This window comes from Streptomyces sp. NPDC014727, assembly GCF_043083485.1.
GTDB lineage: Bacteria > Actinomycetota > Actinomycetes > Streptomycetales > Streptomycetaceae > Streptomyces.
On sequence record NZ_JBIBYR010000030.1, the window covers coordinates 1 to 14,915 of the forward strand.

The 14,915-nt window shown below is 67.9% G+C and carries 12 protein-coding genes and 4 pseudogenes; 8 read left to right on the plus strand and 8 right to left on the minus strand.

The features are described 5' to 3' along the window. The 4 genes and pseudogenes from ACF1B9_RS31695 to ACF1B9_RS31710 all read left to right on the plus strand — a co-directional run. Positions 1-253, plus strand: a pseudogene (locus tag ACF1B9_RS31695) (IS3 family transposase); the annotation flags it as partial. Positions 254-306: 53 nt separating this feature from the next. Beyond that, positions 307-453 carry a hypothetical protein gene (locus tag ACF1B9_RS31700; RefSeq protein ID WP_391746929.1) on the plus strand — a complete coding sequence of 49 codons (147 nt, stop codon included), beginning with the start codon at positions 307-309 and terminating at the stop codon, positions 451-453. Beyond that, positions 450-719: pseudogene (locus ACF1B9_RS31705) on the plus strand (response regulator transcription factor); the annotation flags it as partial. The gene ACF1B9_RS31700 and the pseudogene ACF1B9_RS31705, both read left to right, overlap by 4 nt. Positions 720-861: 142 nt before the next feature. Beyond that, positions 862-1,431 (plus strand): ATP/GTP-binding protein, encoded by a 570-nt coding sequence (locus ACF1B9_RS31710; RefSeq protein WP_391746930.1) that lies wholly within the window; start codon positions 862-864, stop codon positions 1,429-1,431. A 441-nt stretch (positions 1,432-1,872) separates the two neighbouring features. Here ACF1B9_RS31710 and ACF1B9_RS31715 read toward each other — a convergent pair whose 3' ends face one another. The 5 genes from ACF1B9_RS31715 to ACF1B9_RS31735 all read right to left on the minus strand — a co-directional run bounded on the left by ACF1B9_RS31715 (position 1,873) and on the right by ACF1B9_RS31735 (position 5,253). Then, positions 1,873-2,250, minus strand: coding sequence for an ASCH domain-containing protein (locus ACF1B9_RS31715; RefSeq protein ID WP_391795954.1), 378 nt, complete (start codon positions 2,248-2,250; stop codon positions 1,873-1,875). Between the two features lie 518 nt (positions 2,251-2,768). After that, positions 2,769-3,047 (minus strand): hypothetical protein, encoded by a 279-nt coding sequence (locus ACF1B9_RS31720; RefSeq protein ID WP_391746932.1) that lies wholly within the window; start codon positions 3,045-3,047, stop codon positions 2,769-2,771. An 8-nt stretch (positions 3,048-3,055) separates the two neighbouring features. Then, positions 3,056-3,346, minus strand: coding sequence for a transporter suffix domain-containing protein (locus ACF1B9_RS31725; protein ID WP_391746933.1), 291 nt, complete (start codon positions 3,344-3,346; stop codon positions 3,056-3,058). 45 nt (positions 3,347-3,391) lie between these two features. Beyond that, complete coding sequence (locus ACF1B9_RS31730) at positions 3,392-4,393, minus strand: alpha/beta hydrolase family protein (protein WP_391746934.1); 1,002 nt, start codon at positions 4,391-4,393, stop codon at positions 3,392-3,394. A gap of 650 nt (positions 4,394-5,043) precedes the next feature. Next, on the minus strand, positions 5,044-5,253 hold the full coding sequence (locus tag ACF1B9_RS31735; protein WP_391746938.1) for a hypothetical protein: 210 nt from the start codon (positions 5,251-5,253) through the stop codon (positions 5,044-5,046). Between the two features lie 127 nt (positions 5,254-5,380). Here ACF1B9_RS31735 and ACF1B9_RS31740 point away from each other — a divergent pair. After that, a pseudogene (locus ACF1B9_RS31740) lies at positions 5,381-5,646 on the plus strand (IS481 family transposase); the annotation flags it as partial. Between the two features lie 156 nt (positions 5,647-5,802). Here ACF1B9_RS31740 and ACF1B9_RS31745 read toward each other — a convergent pair. Beyond that, positions 5,803-6,212, minus strand: a pseudogene (locus ACF1B9_RS31745) (LuxR C-terminal-related transcriptional regulator); the annotation flags it as partial. A gap of 248 nt (positions 6,213-6,460) precedes the next feature. Between ACF1B9_RS31745 and ACF1B9_RS31750 the strand changes: the two are divergent. Further along, entirely contained in the window at positions 6,461-6,679 is a 219-nt protein-coding gene (locus tag ACF1B9_RS31750; RefSeq protein WP_391746935.1) for a hypothetical protein, read from the plus strand. A gap of 319 nt (positions 6,680-6,998) precedes the next feature. On the opposite strand, the gene ACF1B9_RS31755 is transcribed toward ACF1B9_RS31750, so the two are convergent. Continuing rightward, positions 6,999-11,405 (minus strand): S8 family serine peptidase, encoded by a 4,407-nt coding sequence (locus ACF1B9_RS31755; RefSeq protein ID WP_391795955.1) that lies wholly within the window; start codon positions 11,403-11,405, stop codon positions 6,999-7,001. 355 nt (positions 11,406-11,760) lie between these two features. Here ACF1B9_RS31755 and ACF1B9_RS31760 point away from each other — a divergent pair, with 355 nt between their 5' ends. Beyond that, positions 11,761-12,327 carry a DUF4277 domain-containing protein gene (locus ACF1B9_RS31760; protein ID WP_391746418.1) on the plus strand — a complete coding sequence of 189 codons (567 nt, stop codon included), beginning with the start codon at positions 11,761-11,763 and terminating at the stop codon, positions 12,325-12,327. 533 nt (positions 12,328-12,860) lie between these two features. On the opposite strand, the gene ACF1B9_RS31765 is transcribed toward ACF1B9_RS31760, so the two are convergent. Further along, positions 12,861-13,436, minus strand: coding sequence for a hypothetical protein (locus tag ACF1B9_RS31765; RefSeq protein ID WP_391746417.1), 576 nt, complete (start codon positions 13,434-13,436; stop codon positions 12,861-12,863). A 394-nt stretch (positions 13,437-13,830) separates the two neighbouring features. Between ACF1B9_RS31765 and ACF1B9_RS31770 the strand changes: the two genes are divergently transcribed. Beyond that, entirely contained in the window at positions 13,831-14,898 is a 1,068-nt protein-coding gene (locus tag ACF1B9_RS31770; RefSeq protein WP_391746421.1) for a hypothetical protein, read from the plus strand. The last annotated feature ends 17 nt before the right edge of the window (positions 14,899-14,915 follow it).

A 14,915-nucleotide genomic window follows, 5' to 3' on the forward strand; every position in this document is an offset into this window, starting at 1 on the left:
GCTCACCGAGCACGATTGCAAGATCGCCCCCTCCACCTATTACGCCCACCGCAAGCGGCTCCAGGCCCCGTCTGCCCGCACTGTCCGCGACGCCGAGCTGAAGCCGCTCATCCAGCAGATCTTCGAGGTCAACTACCGTGTCTACGGGGCCAGGAAGGTCTGGCGTGAGCTGCACCGCCAGGGCCACATCGTGGCCCGGTGCACTGTCGAACGCCTTATGCGCGAGCTCGGCGTCACCGGTGCCGTCCGCGGGACGGCCGCGGCCCCGTCCGCACCCCCGCCGGGGACGGCTACGGGCTGATCGGCATGGCCGAGCGCGCCAAGCTGCTCGGCGGTACCTTCCACGCCGGACCGGCCGCATCCGGCTCCGGCTGGCACGTCACCGCCCACCTGCCCGGCACGGCGGACCGGCCCGGGCGGCTGGCTCCGGCAACCGGCGGGGTACTCCGATGACCATCCGCGTCCTGCTCGCCGACGACCAGCGCATGGTCCGCACCGGCTTCCGCTACATCCTCGACGCCGAACCCGACATCGAGGTCGTCGCCGAGGCCGACGACGGCATCGAGGCCCTGCGCCTCGCCGAGCACCACCGCCCCGACGTCTGCCTGCTGGACATCCGGATGCCCGGCATCACCGGACTCGACGTCACCCGCCGACTCGCCGGCCCCGGCGTCCCGGCCCCGTTGCGCGTCATCGTCGTCACCACCTTCGACCTCGACCGTGAGCGCGCGCGAGGACGTGGTCTCCGCCCGCCGCACGCCGCTTGGCGACGGCGCCTACGGCGAAGACCGGCACTCGGCCACCACTGCCCACCCGCCGACCGCACGCCCGGCCGCCGGGACGCGGAGGCGCTCGCAGCGGATGAACCAGATCCAGATCACCAACGCCGTGTGCGAGCTGCTGTGCGAGCTGGGCACCCAGCTGGTCCTGGTCGACGACGTACACCTGATGGACACCCGTAGCCGGGCCGGCGCCGAGACCTCCGACCAGCTGAAGTACCTCGGCGAGCGGATCCCGGCGACCTTCGTCTACTCCGGCATCGACGTCGAGACCTCGTCCCTGCTGACCGGTGGGCGCGGCTCCCAGCTCGCCGGCCGCTTCAAAATCGTGCGCAACCAGCCGCTGCGCTACGGCAGCGGCGCGGACAAACAGATCTGGCACGACTTGGTGCGCAGTATGGACAGCGCGCTGCGGCTGCGCCGGCACCGGCCGGGCACGCTGGTCACGGACGCCGCCTACTTGCACGCCCGCACCGGCGGCCGCATGGGCAGCCTTTCCCACCTCATCCGGGAAGCCGCCCTGGTGTCCCTGCTGGACGGCACCGAGAAGATCACCAAGAAGCTGCTCGAACAGATCGAGCTCGACACCGCCGCCGAACAACGGGCCCGGGCACCACATCGCCACCGGATGCCCTCGCAACGCCAGCCCTGAGCAGCGTCGTCCGCCTCAACCGTCCATCCCGATCCCTCGTCTGGCCACTGCTCGGATGCCGGTACATCCGAGCCCGCCAGGAACGACCTCTGCTGCCTGATGCACGACTTTCTTCCACCACAGTCGCAGCCGCCGCGTACGGCTGCGGCCGCCCAGGGGCCGGTGCGGCTCGCGCTGCTGGAAGGCGAGACGAACCTGTCGTACCTGGACCGGCTGGCCGACCGCTACCGCCTCGGCGTCAGAGACCTCATCGCTCGCTCACGCAGTTCATCGGGGTACTTCCGTGGTGCAGGCATCGGACCTGTTTTCTCCCATCCGCCGAGGCGATCATGCCTGGCTTCAGAGCCGCTACAAAATCCGGTTCAGCTCAATGCGGTGGTAGACGGATCGAGGAGATGTGGTGGCGGCCCATTGCTGACCTGTGTGGTCGGGGCGGGGCAATCAGCTGTCTTCCGCCACCCGGAAGGCCAGACAGACAACGGCGGTGTGATCATCGACCGGAGTGCCTGCACGGTCCCAGAAGCGCCGGTGCACATCGCACCAGGCTTCAAGAGATACGTCACCCTCGCCCTCGGCCTTGGCATGTTCCCAGGTGACATCGCCGAAGGGCTTCACCTCTACGCTGATGAACTCCAGGGTGGCGACGCACTGGCCCTCGTTGTCCAGGAGAGCCTGCCGCTCACCGACGTACTCCAGGCCTTCGGCCTCTTCGGCGTACTCGACGAGCAGACAGGTCGTGGCGGTCTTGGCGCCTGTCAGAACGAGAGAATTGAGCATGTCCCGCATGTCACCGGGAAAGCCCAGTTCCAGCGCACGCATACCGTTGACTCGCGGCCACATCGTCCCCTCATCTCACTCGGTGCAGCCCTTCGGTCCACAGGCGGCATACACGTGATCATATGCGCAGCTCACCGTCGAGCGGCTCGACCGGATCGAGCTGGCCCAGCGCCCGATGCCACCGGACAGCGGGCTCGCTGATCTGGCCTAGGACATCACGCCCATCGGCCATCGGCGACAACCTGTACCTGTGGAAGCAGCGCCGCACCAGCTGAGCCGGGTCCGGGACACTGACGGCCGGGCGGGTGGCCGAGCTGGAGGAGCTCGGGATGGTGTGGTCCGAGCAGGACCTGAAACTCGGCAGACCCGCTGTCGGCTCGTCAGAACGGCACTGACGGGGGTGCGGTGGCCAAGCTCGGCACATGGCTCGGCAACGCCCCCAAACGCGCCGCCAAACTCCCCGAACAACGCCGTGCGGACTTCGATGCCCTCGGCATGCGCTGGTAGATCGAGCGCGGCAGAGGAGCATCAGGGGGTGGGTATGTGGGCGCCTGCCCCTGTCAGAGGACAGTGCCGTGGAGCGCGCGGCGGTCTGAGGTGAGGGCGTAGCGGCGGCCAGCGAGGCCGTGGTCGAGGTCGAGGTTGAACTCATCGCAGGGCAGGGTGAGGGTGTCGGTGGCCTGGTGGTCGGAGAGGTAGGCGGGGGCGACTTCGAGGATCAGCATGCCGAAGTCGTCGTGGCGCGGCCAGCTCCGCTCTGACTGGACCCATAGGTCCACGTAGAGCTGGTTGGTCCGCGCGGCCAGGGCGCGCATGTCCGTCGTCTCGTCGGTAGCCATCGAGCGCATCATTTCGGCGCCGGGGCCTGCCCGTTGACGCGATCGCGCTTGCACTTCTTGACTCCTATGCGGGCCTTGATCGCCTGGACGGTTTCCTTTCCGACGCCCGCAACGCCGAGGAGGGCACATGTCTCGGCAGCCACGACCATTCCGCCGATGGTGGCGGCCTTGCCGGCGGCGGCCAGGGGCAGGAAGAGGACGACAAGGACGCCCAGGTAGATCAGGGCGCAGAGGACGAGGAAGGCAACGCCGATCTTGAACCTGAGCGGCCTCTTCTGGGGAGAAGTTTTCGCTGCCATGAAAGTAGTTCAGATCCCTAAATCATATGGGGTGATGTGCACGTTTCACTGCGGTACGGCGCCTGAGCGGGGGTTCTTCCGGAAGACGAGTTCCGGGTAGTGCGCGGTAGGCCCGTCAAGGACCGGTGCTCTGTGGCCGCGTAGATGCAGGCCGAAGAAGGCCGCGAGGACTTCCCGCTGCACGGATAGCGAGCGGCTCCACTGCAACGGGCCGATGAAGGAGGCGAGTTGTTCCGGGGTCGCGCCGAGCCGCGCCGCGGCCTGAGGGAGCAGCGCCTCGTAGTCGGTGAAGGAGAAGTGCTCGGACCCGGTCAGTCGCACGAAGCGGCGCCAGCCCCGCAGATGAGGCCAGGTGTCCAGCCATGTTGTGTCGTCGGGCTGATCCGCCCCTACCAGCAGCAGAGGCCGGCCCACGCCACGCGTGACGACCTCGCCGAACAGGGCCCCGTCGAGGTTCACTCCTGCGGTGATCGGCAGTCCTGCGCTCATGGCCTCGGCCGTGGTGGCGCCGCCCAGCGAGTGACCGAACATCGCCGTACGCGAGAGGTCTATGATGTCCCGCAACCCAACAGGGAGGCCCGGTGATCCGTGCTGGACCGCGCGGTCCAGCTCCTTCAGGGTGTACCGGACGTCGTCGACCCGCACACGGACTGCCTTGCCGACAATGCGCGCCTCCTCGGCGGGCGGCAGGGTCGGGGATAGTTCAGGCATTCCGTACGTCTCGACGCGGCCGCCGGGAAACTCGACCTGCCCGGCGTCGTAGGTGTGATCGATGGTGACGACCACATAGCCGTGGCTGGCGAGATCCTCGACGAGGGACAGGCTGGAGGTGCGGTGCTGCCCATGGCCGTGTGAGTAAAGGATCACCGGTCTGCGCCCGCCGGCCGTCTGCGCGGGCGCGTCCGGTCCGGCGTGGGAGTCGGGGAGCGTGACGTACCCGGTGGGCAGGAGACCCGAACTCTGGAAGTGTCGGGCCGCCGCCGGTGTCATCCAGGGGGCACGAGGCCGACCCGTCGCCCGTGTGGCGGGATACCAGATTTGGATCATGAATTCCCGCTCCGGCTTGGTCCGTACCCATGGGTCTCGCCGGGAACGGTCCACGAGGCGCAGGGAGCGTGTGCCGATCGCGTGTCTGCCTGTCGGCATGGGCAGTACTAGGCGTAGAGGCGGGGCCTGTTCCCCGGGGGTGGGCGTGGCCGAGCGCCGCGTGGGAGACGCAGTGGCCGGGGACGTGCCGGCCGCGGTGAGGGCAGCCACCAAGGTACCACCGACGGTCATCAGCTTCCGCCGCGTCCAAGGTCGCCGGGTTACCGCTGTCTGGGCTGCCGTACCGTCGGACTGGCGCGACGGCACATTCGTTGTGTGCGTCTCATGGCACCGATGCTGAGTGGTCATGATCCGAGTATCGAAGTCGACTCGCCCATTCACCGATGACGCCTGTCACCACTGTGACTGACAAATGTCACCTCGGTCTGCTTCATCGCGCCGGCCTACCAATAGGACCCACCTCTTCGGTGGCATCCACTTCCAACCGAAAGCACGCCAAGCCCTACGCGTCCGGGTCGCAGGCGCCGGCCAGAGCTCGGAGACCGACATCCCGGCGGACGCGAAGCCCTCGAAGCCGGTGCTGTCCGTGACTCCCTGCGGGTGAGGTTCTTCTGTGTTCCGGCCCGTTGATCGGCTCTAGTTGTTGCGGATCATGACGTTGTTGGCGTGGCGTGGTCAGCGGGCTTCTGAGGGTAGGAGCGGAGCACGAGAGATGTGGTGACAGGGCCGTAACGGGCAAGTGCGTCTGCAACTTCTTCGAGTCGTCCAGCCTGCGGGCAGTAGACGTCGAAGATGAGGCAGTCTTCCCCGGTGACTCTGAGGGTGGAGGCGATCTCGGGAGTCCGGGAGGCGAAGTCCAGGGCGCGTGAGAGCTGGGCGTGCGCGGTGCGCAGCCGGATGGCCGCCTGAATGTTCGCCGGTGATGACCCCGTTCTTCTCCAGCCGCTGGATGCGCGCGCTGGCCGCGGGCTGCGAGAGTCGGCTCCCGAATCCCTCGCCCGTATCAAGGAACTCCGACACACTCACAAATGGTCCGCAGCCAGAGGATCGCCTTCGAGCTCAATCAGGCCGGCATCCCGATCAGCCGCAGAACCGTGAACACGCACCTCGCTGCGGTCGGGCTGAATCGGCGGCGATCTCTCGACCCCACCGGCGACGTCAACCTCACTGCTCAATGGATCCACGCCCGTCACCCTGGGCACATGGTTCACCTCGACGTGAAGAAGGTCGGTCGCATCCCCGACGACGGCGGCCACGCGGCTGCTGATAACCGCGGACGCCGGAGGCTCCAACGATCCCCGCTGCTGAACGTGGAAGCAGCACCCTGCACTCCTTCGCAAGGAAGAGCGGGCTGGAGATCACAGGCATGGTCTCTGGTCCGGCACCACAGCGAGTCCGGGACCGGCGCGCTAGACCCAGCCCCGTTCACGGGCGATACGCACCGCCGTGTGGCGGTTGTCCGCAGAGAGCTTCGCCGTGGCGGAGGACAGGTAGTTGCGCACGGTTCCCGGCGAGAGCGAAGCGCGCCGGGCGACCTCGGCGATCGGCGCGCCGTCCGCCGCCAGCTTCAGCATCTCCGCCTCACGCGCGGTCAGCGGCAATCCCCGGCACTGATGGCGTCGGCGGCCAGCTCCGGGTCCAGATATCTATCACCGGCGTGCACGCTGCGGATGATCTCGGCCAGCCGCTGCGCCGACACCGTCTTCGGGACAAACCCGCGCACCCCTGCGGCCAGGGCCCGCTTGAGATGGCCGGGCCACCCGTGACTGGTGACGATCACCGTCCGGCAGGCGGGCAGCTCGGTCCGCAGCGCGGCGGCCGCGGCGCGCCCTTGATGCTTGGTGGACTTCGGCGCCGGGTGGATCTCCGGGGCGAGCATCCGCCATGCGTTGACGCTGTAGCGGGCCAGGATGCGGGTGGCGAACTGCTCGCGGACCTCGGCGCCTCCGAGGGCGCGGGCGGTCGCGGACTGGCCCATGTAGAGGATCTCGTTGAGCGCGTCGACGGCCGGGGAGACCTTCGGGTCGCCGGCCGTGGCCTGCGGGAGCGGATCATCATCGAACGACCGTGCTGGATGAGCCCGCCGCGGAGAAGGACCTGGTCGCCTCCCTGGATCGGGGACAGGAGATCCGCATGGTGCAGTCGTTACCGGCGAAGCTGCTGATCGTCGACGATTCGACTGCGATCGTGCAGCTCGACGAGGGTGGGCACGCGCACTCGGAGATCGCGGTGGTGCGCGCCCGGGGGCTGCTGGACTGTCTGGTGTTCAGCTTCGAGAGCCTGTGACGGTCGGCCATGCAACTGCGGGAAGCCCCCAACCGTAGGGTCGATCCGAACTTGGCATCGCCGAAGGAGCTCGCCGACCCGGCGCACCGGGAGGTCCTGACGCTGTTGCTGGCTGGGTACACCGATGCCGCGGCCGCTGCCGACTGGGGAGCAGCCTGCGGACCATGCAGCGCAGGGTCCGCAGGCTGATGGATCTGGCCGGCACCGATTCCCGGGTGTTGCTTGGCTGGCACGCGCGGGACCGGGGCTGGCTTTGAACGCCTTCGTCCCGTCGAGCCACCGACTGCGGTGGCTCGACGGGACGAGGCGACGCCGGGGCCTAGTTGCCCAGACCTGCCGGGATCCTCAGCATCACCGAGCTGGACCAGGCGGCGTTCGGGCCGCCCTCGCCGTAGACCATTAGCTGGTGGTGATCGTTGATGTCGAAGCTGTAGGTCGGCGTGAATCGATCACCGGCAGAGAGCGGCACCATGCCGGACAGATCCCAGAGCCGTCCCTGCGGGTCCCACATCGCCGACACCGCGACGTCCGGGAAAAGTTCGACAGTTCCGAGGATCCACCCGTCGTCGGTGACTTTCTCGCCGGTCGCGTTGTATCCGTAGTCGGCAAGGCGCTGCATTCCGCCGGCCTTGGTCCACACGAACGCGTCGTCACCGCTGGTCCCCACGATAGTCCCGGAGGCGTTCACATCGTTCGCCTGGGCCGAATACTGTCCCGGAAGCGTGCCGAGATCCTGAATAACACCTGGCGTCGCATCCCAGGCGACCGCGTGCGGCACATGGCCATCGGTGCGCGAAGCACCGACGATCATTCCGGCGTCGTTGATGGCGCGCGGCTGGGTTCCCGTCAGATCCGAGGACAGGTGGGCCAGCTTGCTGAACGTCCCACCCGGCGTCCGCACGAACCCGTCAACGTAGCTGTGGTTCTTGCCGTCAGACTCCTTGACAATTGCTTCGGAGAATCCGGTGACCACCCCCTTGTTATTCACGGCGGTCGCGTAGCCGCTGGAATAGGGCCGCCAATCCGGGACGCCGAGCACGGTGAGCGATCCATCCTTGGCCCATTGGGCGGGAAGAGTACGCAATGCACTGTCCGTCGCGATACCGACGGCGATCTGGCCGTCATTCAGGTCCAGAGCCGATCCGTACCTGCCCCCAGCAAGATCCAGGTTGGTGAACCCGTCGGCGGCCGTCCAGATGGTCGGCGTCATCCTGGAGTTGTACTGGCGATCCCCCGCGACTACGCCGCTCTCATTGAGAGCCGCACCGACGAATGGCGGGGCCCACGCGACCAGATCGAGTTTGGGGACATCGACAGTGGCGATCGTGACGTCCGCCGCCCCGATGATCGTGCCGTACTCGTTGGCCACTCGGACCCGGCCGACCATGGGATCCTTGGTCAACTGCCGCGCGCTGACGATCATTGCCCCGTCGACCGGCATCGACTGGCCCGTGGCAACCGTGTACTTCGCGTCGGATTTCGGCGTGATCGTGCCGAGGCCCTTCGAGTACATCTCTTGGTGGTAGTCGAACGTGACGTTGGCTCCGGGCACGGCGACTCCCGCGACCACGATGAAGTACGTACCCGGCTGTGGATCACCGATGACGATGTGCTCGGGCGAGTCCCCGGTCGTGGTGCTCTGGCCTATCGGCCTGCCGTTGAAATACACATAGAAGTCCAGATCGGCAGCGTCTCTGGGCGTCAGCGTCACGTCGAGCCGGGTCGTCTGACGCGGAACATAGAGCATGTTGGACGTGATTTCGCCTTGCGAGACCGTCGAGAACAAATTGCGGACATCGCCGATCTCGCCAGTTGCGACGTGGGCGATCGCGGGGCCAAAGGTGTTCGTCCCCGTCGAGCCGACATTCGTCGGCGAGTTCATCGTCACCTTGTCGACTGTTACGGTCCCCGGATCGAACGACATGCCCTGCAGCGAAACCGTCGCTGTGTACGGGTTCTGTTCGACCGGAGACGTCCGGCGAGACTCGATCACGAACTCCCAGATGCCGGGTTTGGGTCGGTACACCGGTCGTGCGGTGGCGTTGCAGTTCGCCGGGTCGGTGTAGTTGGTGTAGCAGTGGTAACTGGCGTTGGAGTCCGCGGGCATGCCGTCGGGGTCGATGGGCAATGCGCGGACCTGGCTGCCGTCGGCGAGCCCGCCCAGGGTCAGCTGCAGTGCTTCGACGCCCTCGGGAACGGGCACCAGCAGCGAGGTGGTTCCGGTTCGGCCGAGGGTGCCGGAACTGGTGACCGCGTAGTCGGGTTTGGCCAGCGGCTTGGTCGCCAGCACGGTGACGGCGACGAACTGGTCGATGCCGACCGTCGCCGGGTCATCAATGGTCAGGATCGCGCTATGCACGCCGGAGGTCGTCGCGGTCGCGGTGACCGTGATATCGGCCGCCTTTCCGAGCTGCAGGGGCATTGCCGCGCGGGCGCTGAACGTGCCGTCGTTGCCGATCCAACCGATCCGGTGCACAACGTTCCCGGCGGCACCGCTGATCCGGGTGACGCTGACCTTGTAGGTCTTCTGCGCACCGGTCACCTGGCCGCCTTCCGTTGTCAGACAACGGTTGTAGATGCCGATGCCGGTGTTCGGAGTCGCGAGCAGGCCGGACAGCGAACTACAAACGGGAGCCGACACAGTGAGCTCATTGGAGTTGATGCCAGCGCTGAGCTGCTTCCAGGCCGCGACGGTGTCGATGATGCCGGCGCCCTGCGCGACGGTCGGGACGCCTGGGATCGGGTCGGCGGTGCCTGTCAGGGCGGTCTTCAGCGTCGCCGGGCTGACCGTCAGCGAATGGGCCTTGGCGGCCGATAGCAGCAGCGCCGCCGCTCCGGCGACCTGCGGGGCCGCCATGGAGGTGCCGTTGGCCATGCCGTAGCCGGCCGGCAGCGAATACCCGGCCTCGGGGACGGCTTCACCGGACAGCCACATCGGGATCGAGGAGATGGCGGCGCCGGGCGCGGACACCTGCGGCGCCAGCGCCCCGTTCTCAGCGGGGCCGCGGGAGGAGAAGCCGAAGATGCCCTGCTTGGTGGCGACCTTCGACCCGTAGCCGGCCCACCAGGTGTCGGAGCTGACGGACGCGGCGACCGAGATGGCCTTGCCCGCCACGGACGGCGAGCTGACCGTGTTGGTGCCGAGGCCGTCGTTGCCGGCAGCGATGATGATCTGCACGCCGTAGCGGTCGATCAGCTTGTCGTAGAGCGCGGCGATCACGTCGGAGCCGTCGTTCAACGCGGGAAGCCCACCGATGGACAGGTTGACGACGTCGACATGGCGATTGGTGACCAGGTCGATCATGCCCTCGGTCAGTGCCGCCTGGGTGCAGCCACCGCCCCAAGTGCAGGCGCGGGCGGACACGATCTGCGCGCCCGGCGCGGCGCCGTGCATCTGGCCGCCGAACATCGACGTGCCGGCGGTGATCCCTGCCACATGGGTGCCGTGCGAGGCGACCGGCAACCCGATAGACACGTAGTTTGCGGTCTTGCCGGCGTTGCTGCCGCCGAGCGGGGAGAGATCGACGTTGTCGCGGTACTCGACGACGAACGGGATGCGCTCGTTCTGCGGTGTTGCGGGGTCGTCGCTCCCGAAGTGGCCGACCTGGCGGTCGACCGCGAACGGGGCCATCGGTGTCTCGTCGGTGAGGTCCTGGTTGTTGTTGCCGTCGACCCAGATCCTGTGTGTGGTCGGGTCGTACAGAACCCCGTAGAAGTCCAGGGTGTCGCCGTCCCGGTTGAGGTCGCCCTCGAAGTCGCTCCCGGCCGTCGCGCTCTCGTAGAACACGCCGAATTGGAACGTTCCCTCCGGGATCGTCCAGGTCTTGCCCAGGTAGCTGAACGTCGGACCCGTCTTGGTGGTGGACATCCGTACCCAGCTGCCGTCGCGGTCGGTGACCGGATCGGTCTCGGTTACCCAATCGACAATCTTGGGCTTGCCGTCGCTGGTCGTCTGCAGCGCTGGATGCTCGACGTCGACGCCGGTGTCTAGCACGCCGACGACCGTGCCGCGCCCGTCCCAGGCCGGGTTGTCCTTGACGAAGGCCTCGGCGCCGGTCTCGTTGATCGGTAGGTACGGGTTGTCGGCGGGCGTGTTCGCGCCGGGCGCGGTCGGCCCCGCGGCCTTCGTTGCCGCCGTCCTCGCACCCGCGGCGCCCAGATCCGGGCCCGGGATCTTGTACGTCCGGTTCAGGTCGATCGCCACGACCGACCGAAGGCCGGCCAAGGTGGTCACGCTGTCGGTCGGGACGGTCGCCCGGACGTAGCCGACCTTTCCGGTCACCGACCCGACGGTCCCGCCGGCCTTCTCCACCGCGGCGACGACGTCCTCGGTCGCGCCCTTCCGGGCCAGCATCAACACCGTGACAGACTTCTTCTTCGACGCCTGCGCCTGCTGCAGCAGCCTGGTGTCGGCGTGGCCCAGCTTCTCGGCCGCAGCATCCGACAGCGAATCGTCGGTCAGCGACTGGAACCCGTCGGTCTTCCCCGCCCTGTAGATCGAATCCGGGTTGTCGCGCCCGGCCCGGTCGTCGAGCCCAGCAACGGGCGACCGACCCGGCCCCTGTGGCCCGTCGGGATCAGCGGGTTCGACCTTGCTCGCGCCAGCACTCTCGGAGCCAGTCGGGCTGGTCGGGTCGGCGGCTGCGGCCGCAGGCGCAATCAGCGCCGCGGCGATCAACACGGCCGACGCCGCGGCAATCACACCTGTTCGTCTACGTCGTTTCATCGTGCTCCTAACCAAGGGATGAAACATCACCGTGCGGCCAAGCCCGCAGGCACGAGAACACCTGAGCCGCCTGGCCAATCTCGCAGTTGGGTCCGGGCAGGATCAACGGACCGAGTGGGGCGGATGTCGGCCATGGCGGAATGCCGCCACGCTCGGCGCGGACCGAGCCTTCCCCCGTGAGGGAGTGTCTGACTTGTTGAATCGATCGCAGGCACTCGGTCTGCAGCCGTAGCGTTCAGGGTGCCGGTCGGCACGGGCTCGTCTAGTCCCGTACTTCGCGGGTCGTTGATTCGTATGGTGTGACCGGTCCGGGAGTGTCCTGGGCCGGTCGTATGACGTTGGTCCGGATGTGTCGATGACTTCCCGGTCCCCGCGGCCACGATCTGAGCGTCAGCGCCTTGAAGTGGTGGTGACGTCCGTGGTGGAAAAGCGTCTGGGCGCTCTGCCTGTCGCTGCCGAGTTTCTGCGCCGGCTGGACGTGGCCGGGATCGTCGACGAGGTGTGTCCAGGCGGCGCGAGCGCGCATCTGACGCACGGGCAGGTCATCGAGGCTCTGGTGGCCAACCGGCTGACCTCGCCCGCACCGCTGGTGCGCGTCGGGGACTGGGCCCGCACCTGGGCGGTGGAAGAGGTCTTCGGCATCACACCGGACCTCCTCAACGACGACCGTCTGGCCCGCGCGCTGGACGCGATCGCCCCGAAGCTGGAGGCCATCGCGGGGCACCATCGGGGCCCGGGCGATCACCGAGTTCGGGATCGATGTCTCCCGGCTGCACCGGGACATGACCAGCATGTCCGTCCACGGTGCCTTCCCCGTCGAGGACCAGGACGAGCGGTATCCGCTCATCGCCTGCAACGGGCATCCCAAGGACCGCCGTCTGGATCTGAAACGGATCCAGACCGGGCTCGCGGTGACGGCTGACGGCGGGATTCCCGTGCACGCCCGGGTCTTCGACGGTGCCGCCGCCGAGGTCAGCCAGGTCGTCGGAGCGATGAACGACCTCAAAGCGATGGCAGGCACCCCTGATTTCCTGATGGTCGCCGACTCCAAGCTGGTCTCCTATTCCAACATCACCGCCCTGCTCGAGGCCGGGGTGAAGTTCATCGCGCCCGTCCCGGCCGCGCAGATCAAGGACGAGTTCTACGCGGCCCTGAACCGTGAGCGGGCCGCGCCCGTCCACTGGGTTCCGGAGCGGGACGAGAGGAAACCGGAGACGGAACGGGAGACCTACCGGGTCCTGGAGGACACCCACACGCTGACCGGCCGCCGCAAGAGCGACCCGCCGCTGACCATGCGCCGAATCCTGATCCATTCCACCGCCGTCGCGGCCGGCCAACAGGTGGCCCGCGCCAAACGACTGGCCAAGGCCGCCGCAGACCTCGACCGACTCACCACGGCGGCGGGCGGGCAGCACTACAGGACGAGGGAGACGATCACCGCCCGGATCGGCATCATCACGGCCAAACCGCCGCGTCACCTCCTGCCTGCGCTGGAAGATCACCGCCGACGAGCACGGCGCCCCCAGCCTGGCCTGGCACTTCGACCAGGAGATACTCAAGGCCGAAGCAGCCGTCGACGGCTGGCACGCGCTCATCACCAGCCTCCCGCCCGAGAAGGCCGGCCCGGACCAAGTACTGATCCACTACAAGGGCCAGGGCGCCGTCGAACGCCGATACCACGACTTCAAAGGCCCCCTGGCGGTCACACCGGTCTTCGTGCAGCACAACCGGCGCGTCGCCGCGCCGATCCAGGTCATCTGCCCGGCCTTGCTCGTCTTCTGCCTCATCGAGCGGCAGGTCAGACGAGCACTCGGCCCCGACGAGACCATGCCCGGCCTCTATCCGGACAACCGCCGCGTCCGCCCCACCGGCCGGATGATCCTCCACCACCTCGGCGAACTCACCCTGCGAATCGGCAACGTCATCAACCCGCCAACCGTCCAGATCAACCGCGGCGTCCAACTCCACCTCCTCGATCTCCTCGACACCGACATCGGACAAACCCGCTGGCCACAAACCTGAAACGGTCACCTGCGAAGTACGGGTCCAGTGTCTTGCCGCCCTGCGGGCTGGCTCATGATCAGCGTGCCGCCGCCGTCCGGCACCCACGCGGTGTGGCTCGACAGAGGCGTGAATGTGTGTGACTGCTACTTCAAGTCAGAGTGCCCACCGCACATTTCTGCCCGTCAGCCGCCAGGTAAGGATGTGCATGATCCTCATCGGGATCGATCCCCACAAGTCCTCGCACACCGCGGTCGCTGTCGATGCAGCAGACCACAAGATCGGTCAGCGGCGGTTCGTCGTGAACTCACCTTCGGTCAGCTTCTGCACTGGTGCGCGCAGTGGCCGGGGCGCCGGTTCGCAGTCGAAGGCGCCGGCGGTCTCGGTCGGTCTCTTGCTCAGCAGTTGGCCGCCGCGGGCGAGGATGTCGTCGACGTGCCTTCCACCTTGTCGGCTGGGGGAGCGGTTCCTCCGTGAATCGGTGACGGGTGCGGCCGGGGCCCCCGTGGAGCCGTCGGCGCGCGCCCGTGAGGTGGAACGGCGGTTACAGGGGCGCTCCGGGCAGCCGGAAGGCTGGCGTACGTACTCACCGGCCCGGCCCCGGCGCAGGACGGGCTGGTATGTGACCGGGCTGATGGCGGTCGTGGCCCTCCTGGTCGTGGGGGTCTTCCCGCAGCAGGTCGTCGGCTGGTTCGGTGGCAGCGACGGCGAGCACGACGGGGCGCCGCTGGCCGCTGAGTCGGAAAGCCCGCGGGAGGCTCTCGGCGCCGAGCCGGATCTGCACCCCACCCTCGCCGAACCGTTCCGGGGTTCGCCTGCCGCCCGCTGGGCCGACGGAGCGGCCGCTGCCGAGGTCGAGCGGGCGCTGCGGCAGAGCCGGGACTTCCTGGTGGCCGCAGGGCTCAACTCCCGTGTGCTGAGCGGTGAGCGGCCCACGAAGGCGATCGCGCTGCTGAACCCGCACCAGAAGGACATCCAGGAGTATCTCCGTAGCGCTCTGTCGTCGACGGCGCCCACTGACAAGACCGACCCGCTGCTGTTGTTCAGCCGCTTCCGGCCGGAGCAGTCCCGGCTGGTCGGTGACGTGGTCAAGACGCGCGGTCGGCTCACGTACCGGGAGGGGAAACGCGGGGCGGTCGAGGTGACGGCGGACGTCACCTTCGTGTACCCGGTCACGCCGACGGGCGACGGCGGGCGGGACGCCGAGGTCGTCCGTACGATCGTGCGACGCGAGGTGGTGATGAGCTGGGACGACCCGGCCGAGGTCATCACCGAACCGGGCACGATGTCCCTCGTCTCGTTCGCGCTCGACATGACCAACGGCGGTTGCTCCGCCCCGACCGGCTACTTCGTGCCACCCTTCGGCACGGCCGACGAGCAGCCCGCCGACGAGCCCCACCAGCTCGATCCGTACGACCGCAGCAAGCCGATCGACACGAGCAACGGCACGACGGCCACGGGCAACAGCTGCGCGACCGCCACCCGCTCCTAAGGGCTGTCCCGGGAATT

What these genes read in the sequence shown, in the direction of transcription:
- ACF1B9_RS31700 (WP_391746929.1), top strand. Translation starts at nt 307, where the DNA reads ATGGCCGAGCGCGCCAAGCTGCTCGGCGGTACCTTCCACGCCGGACCG.
- ACF1B9_RS31710 (WP_391746930.1), top strand. Translation starts at nt 862, where the DNA reads ATGAACCAGATCCAGATCACCAACGCCGTGTGCGAGCTGCTGTGCGAG.
- ACF1B9_RS31715 (WP_391795954.1), bottom strand. Translation starts at nt 2,250, where the DNA reads ATGCGTGCGCTGGAACTGGGCTTTCCCGGTGACATGCGGGACATGCTC.
- ACF1B9_RS31720 (WP_391746932.1), bottom strand. Translation starts at nt 3,047, where the DNA reads ATGGCTACCGACGAGACGACGGACATGCGCGCCCTGGCCGCGCGGACC.
- ACF1B9_RS31725 (WP_391746933.1), bottom strand. Translation starts at nt 3,346, where the DNA reads ATGGCAGCGAAAACTTCTCCCCAGAAGAGGCCGCTCAGGTTCAAGATC.
- ACF1B9_RS31730 (WP_391746934.1), bottom strand. Translation starts at nt 4,393, where the DNA reads ATGATCCAAATCTGGTATCCCGCCACACGGGCGACGGGTCGGCCTCGT.
- ACF1B9_RS31755 (WP_391795955.1), bottom strand. Translation starts at nt 11,405, where the DNA reads ATGAAACGACGTAGACGAACAGGTGTGATTGCCGCGGCGTCGGCCGTG.
- ACF1B9_RS31760 (WP_391746418.1), top strand. Translation starts at nt 11,761, where the DNA reads ATGACTTCCCGGTCCCCGCGGCCACGATCTGAGCGTCAGCGCCTTGAA.
- ACF1B9_RS31770 (WP_391746421.1), top strand. Translation starts at nt 13,831, where the DNA reads ATGTCGTCGACGTGCCTTCCACCTTGTCGGCTGGGGGAGCGGTTCCTC.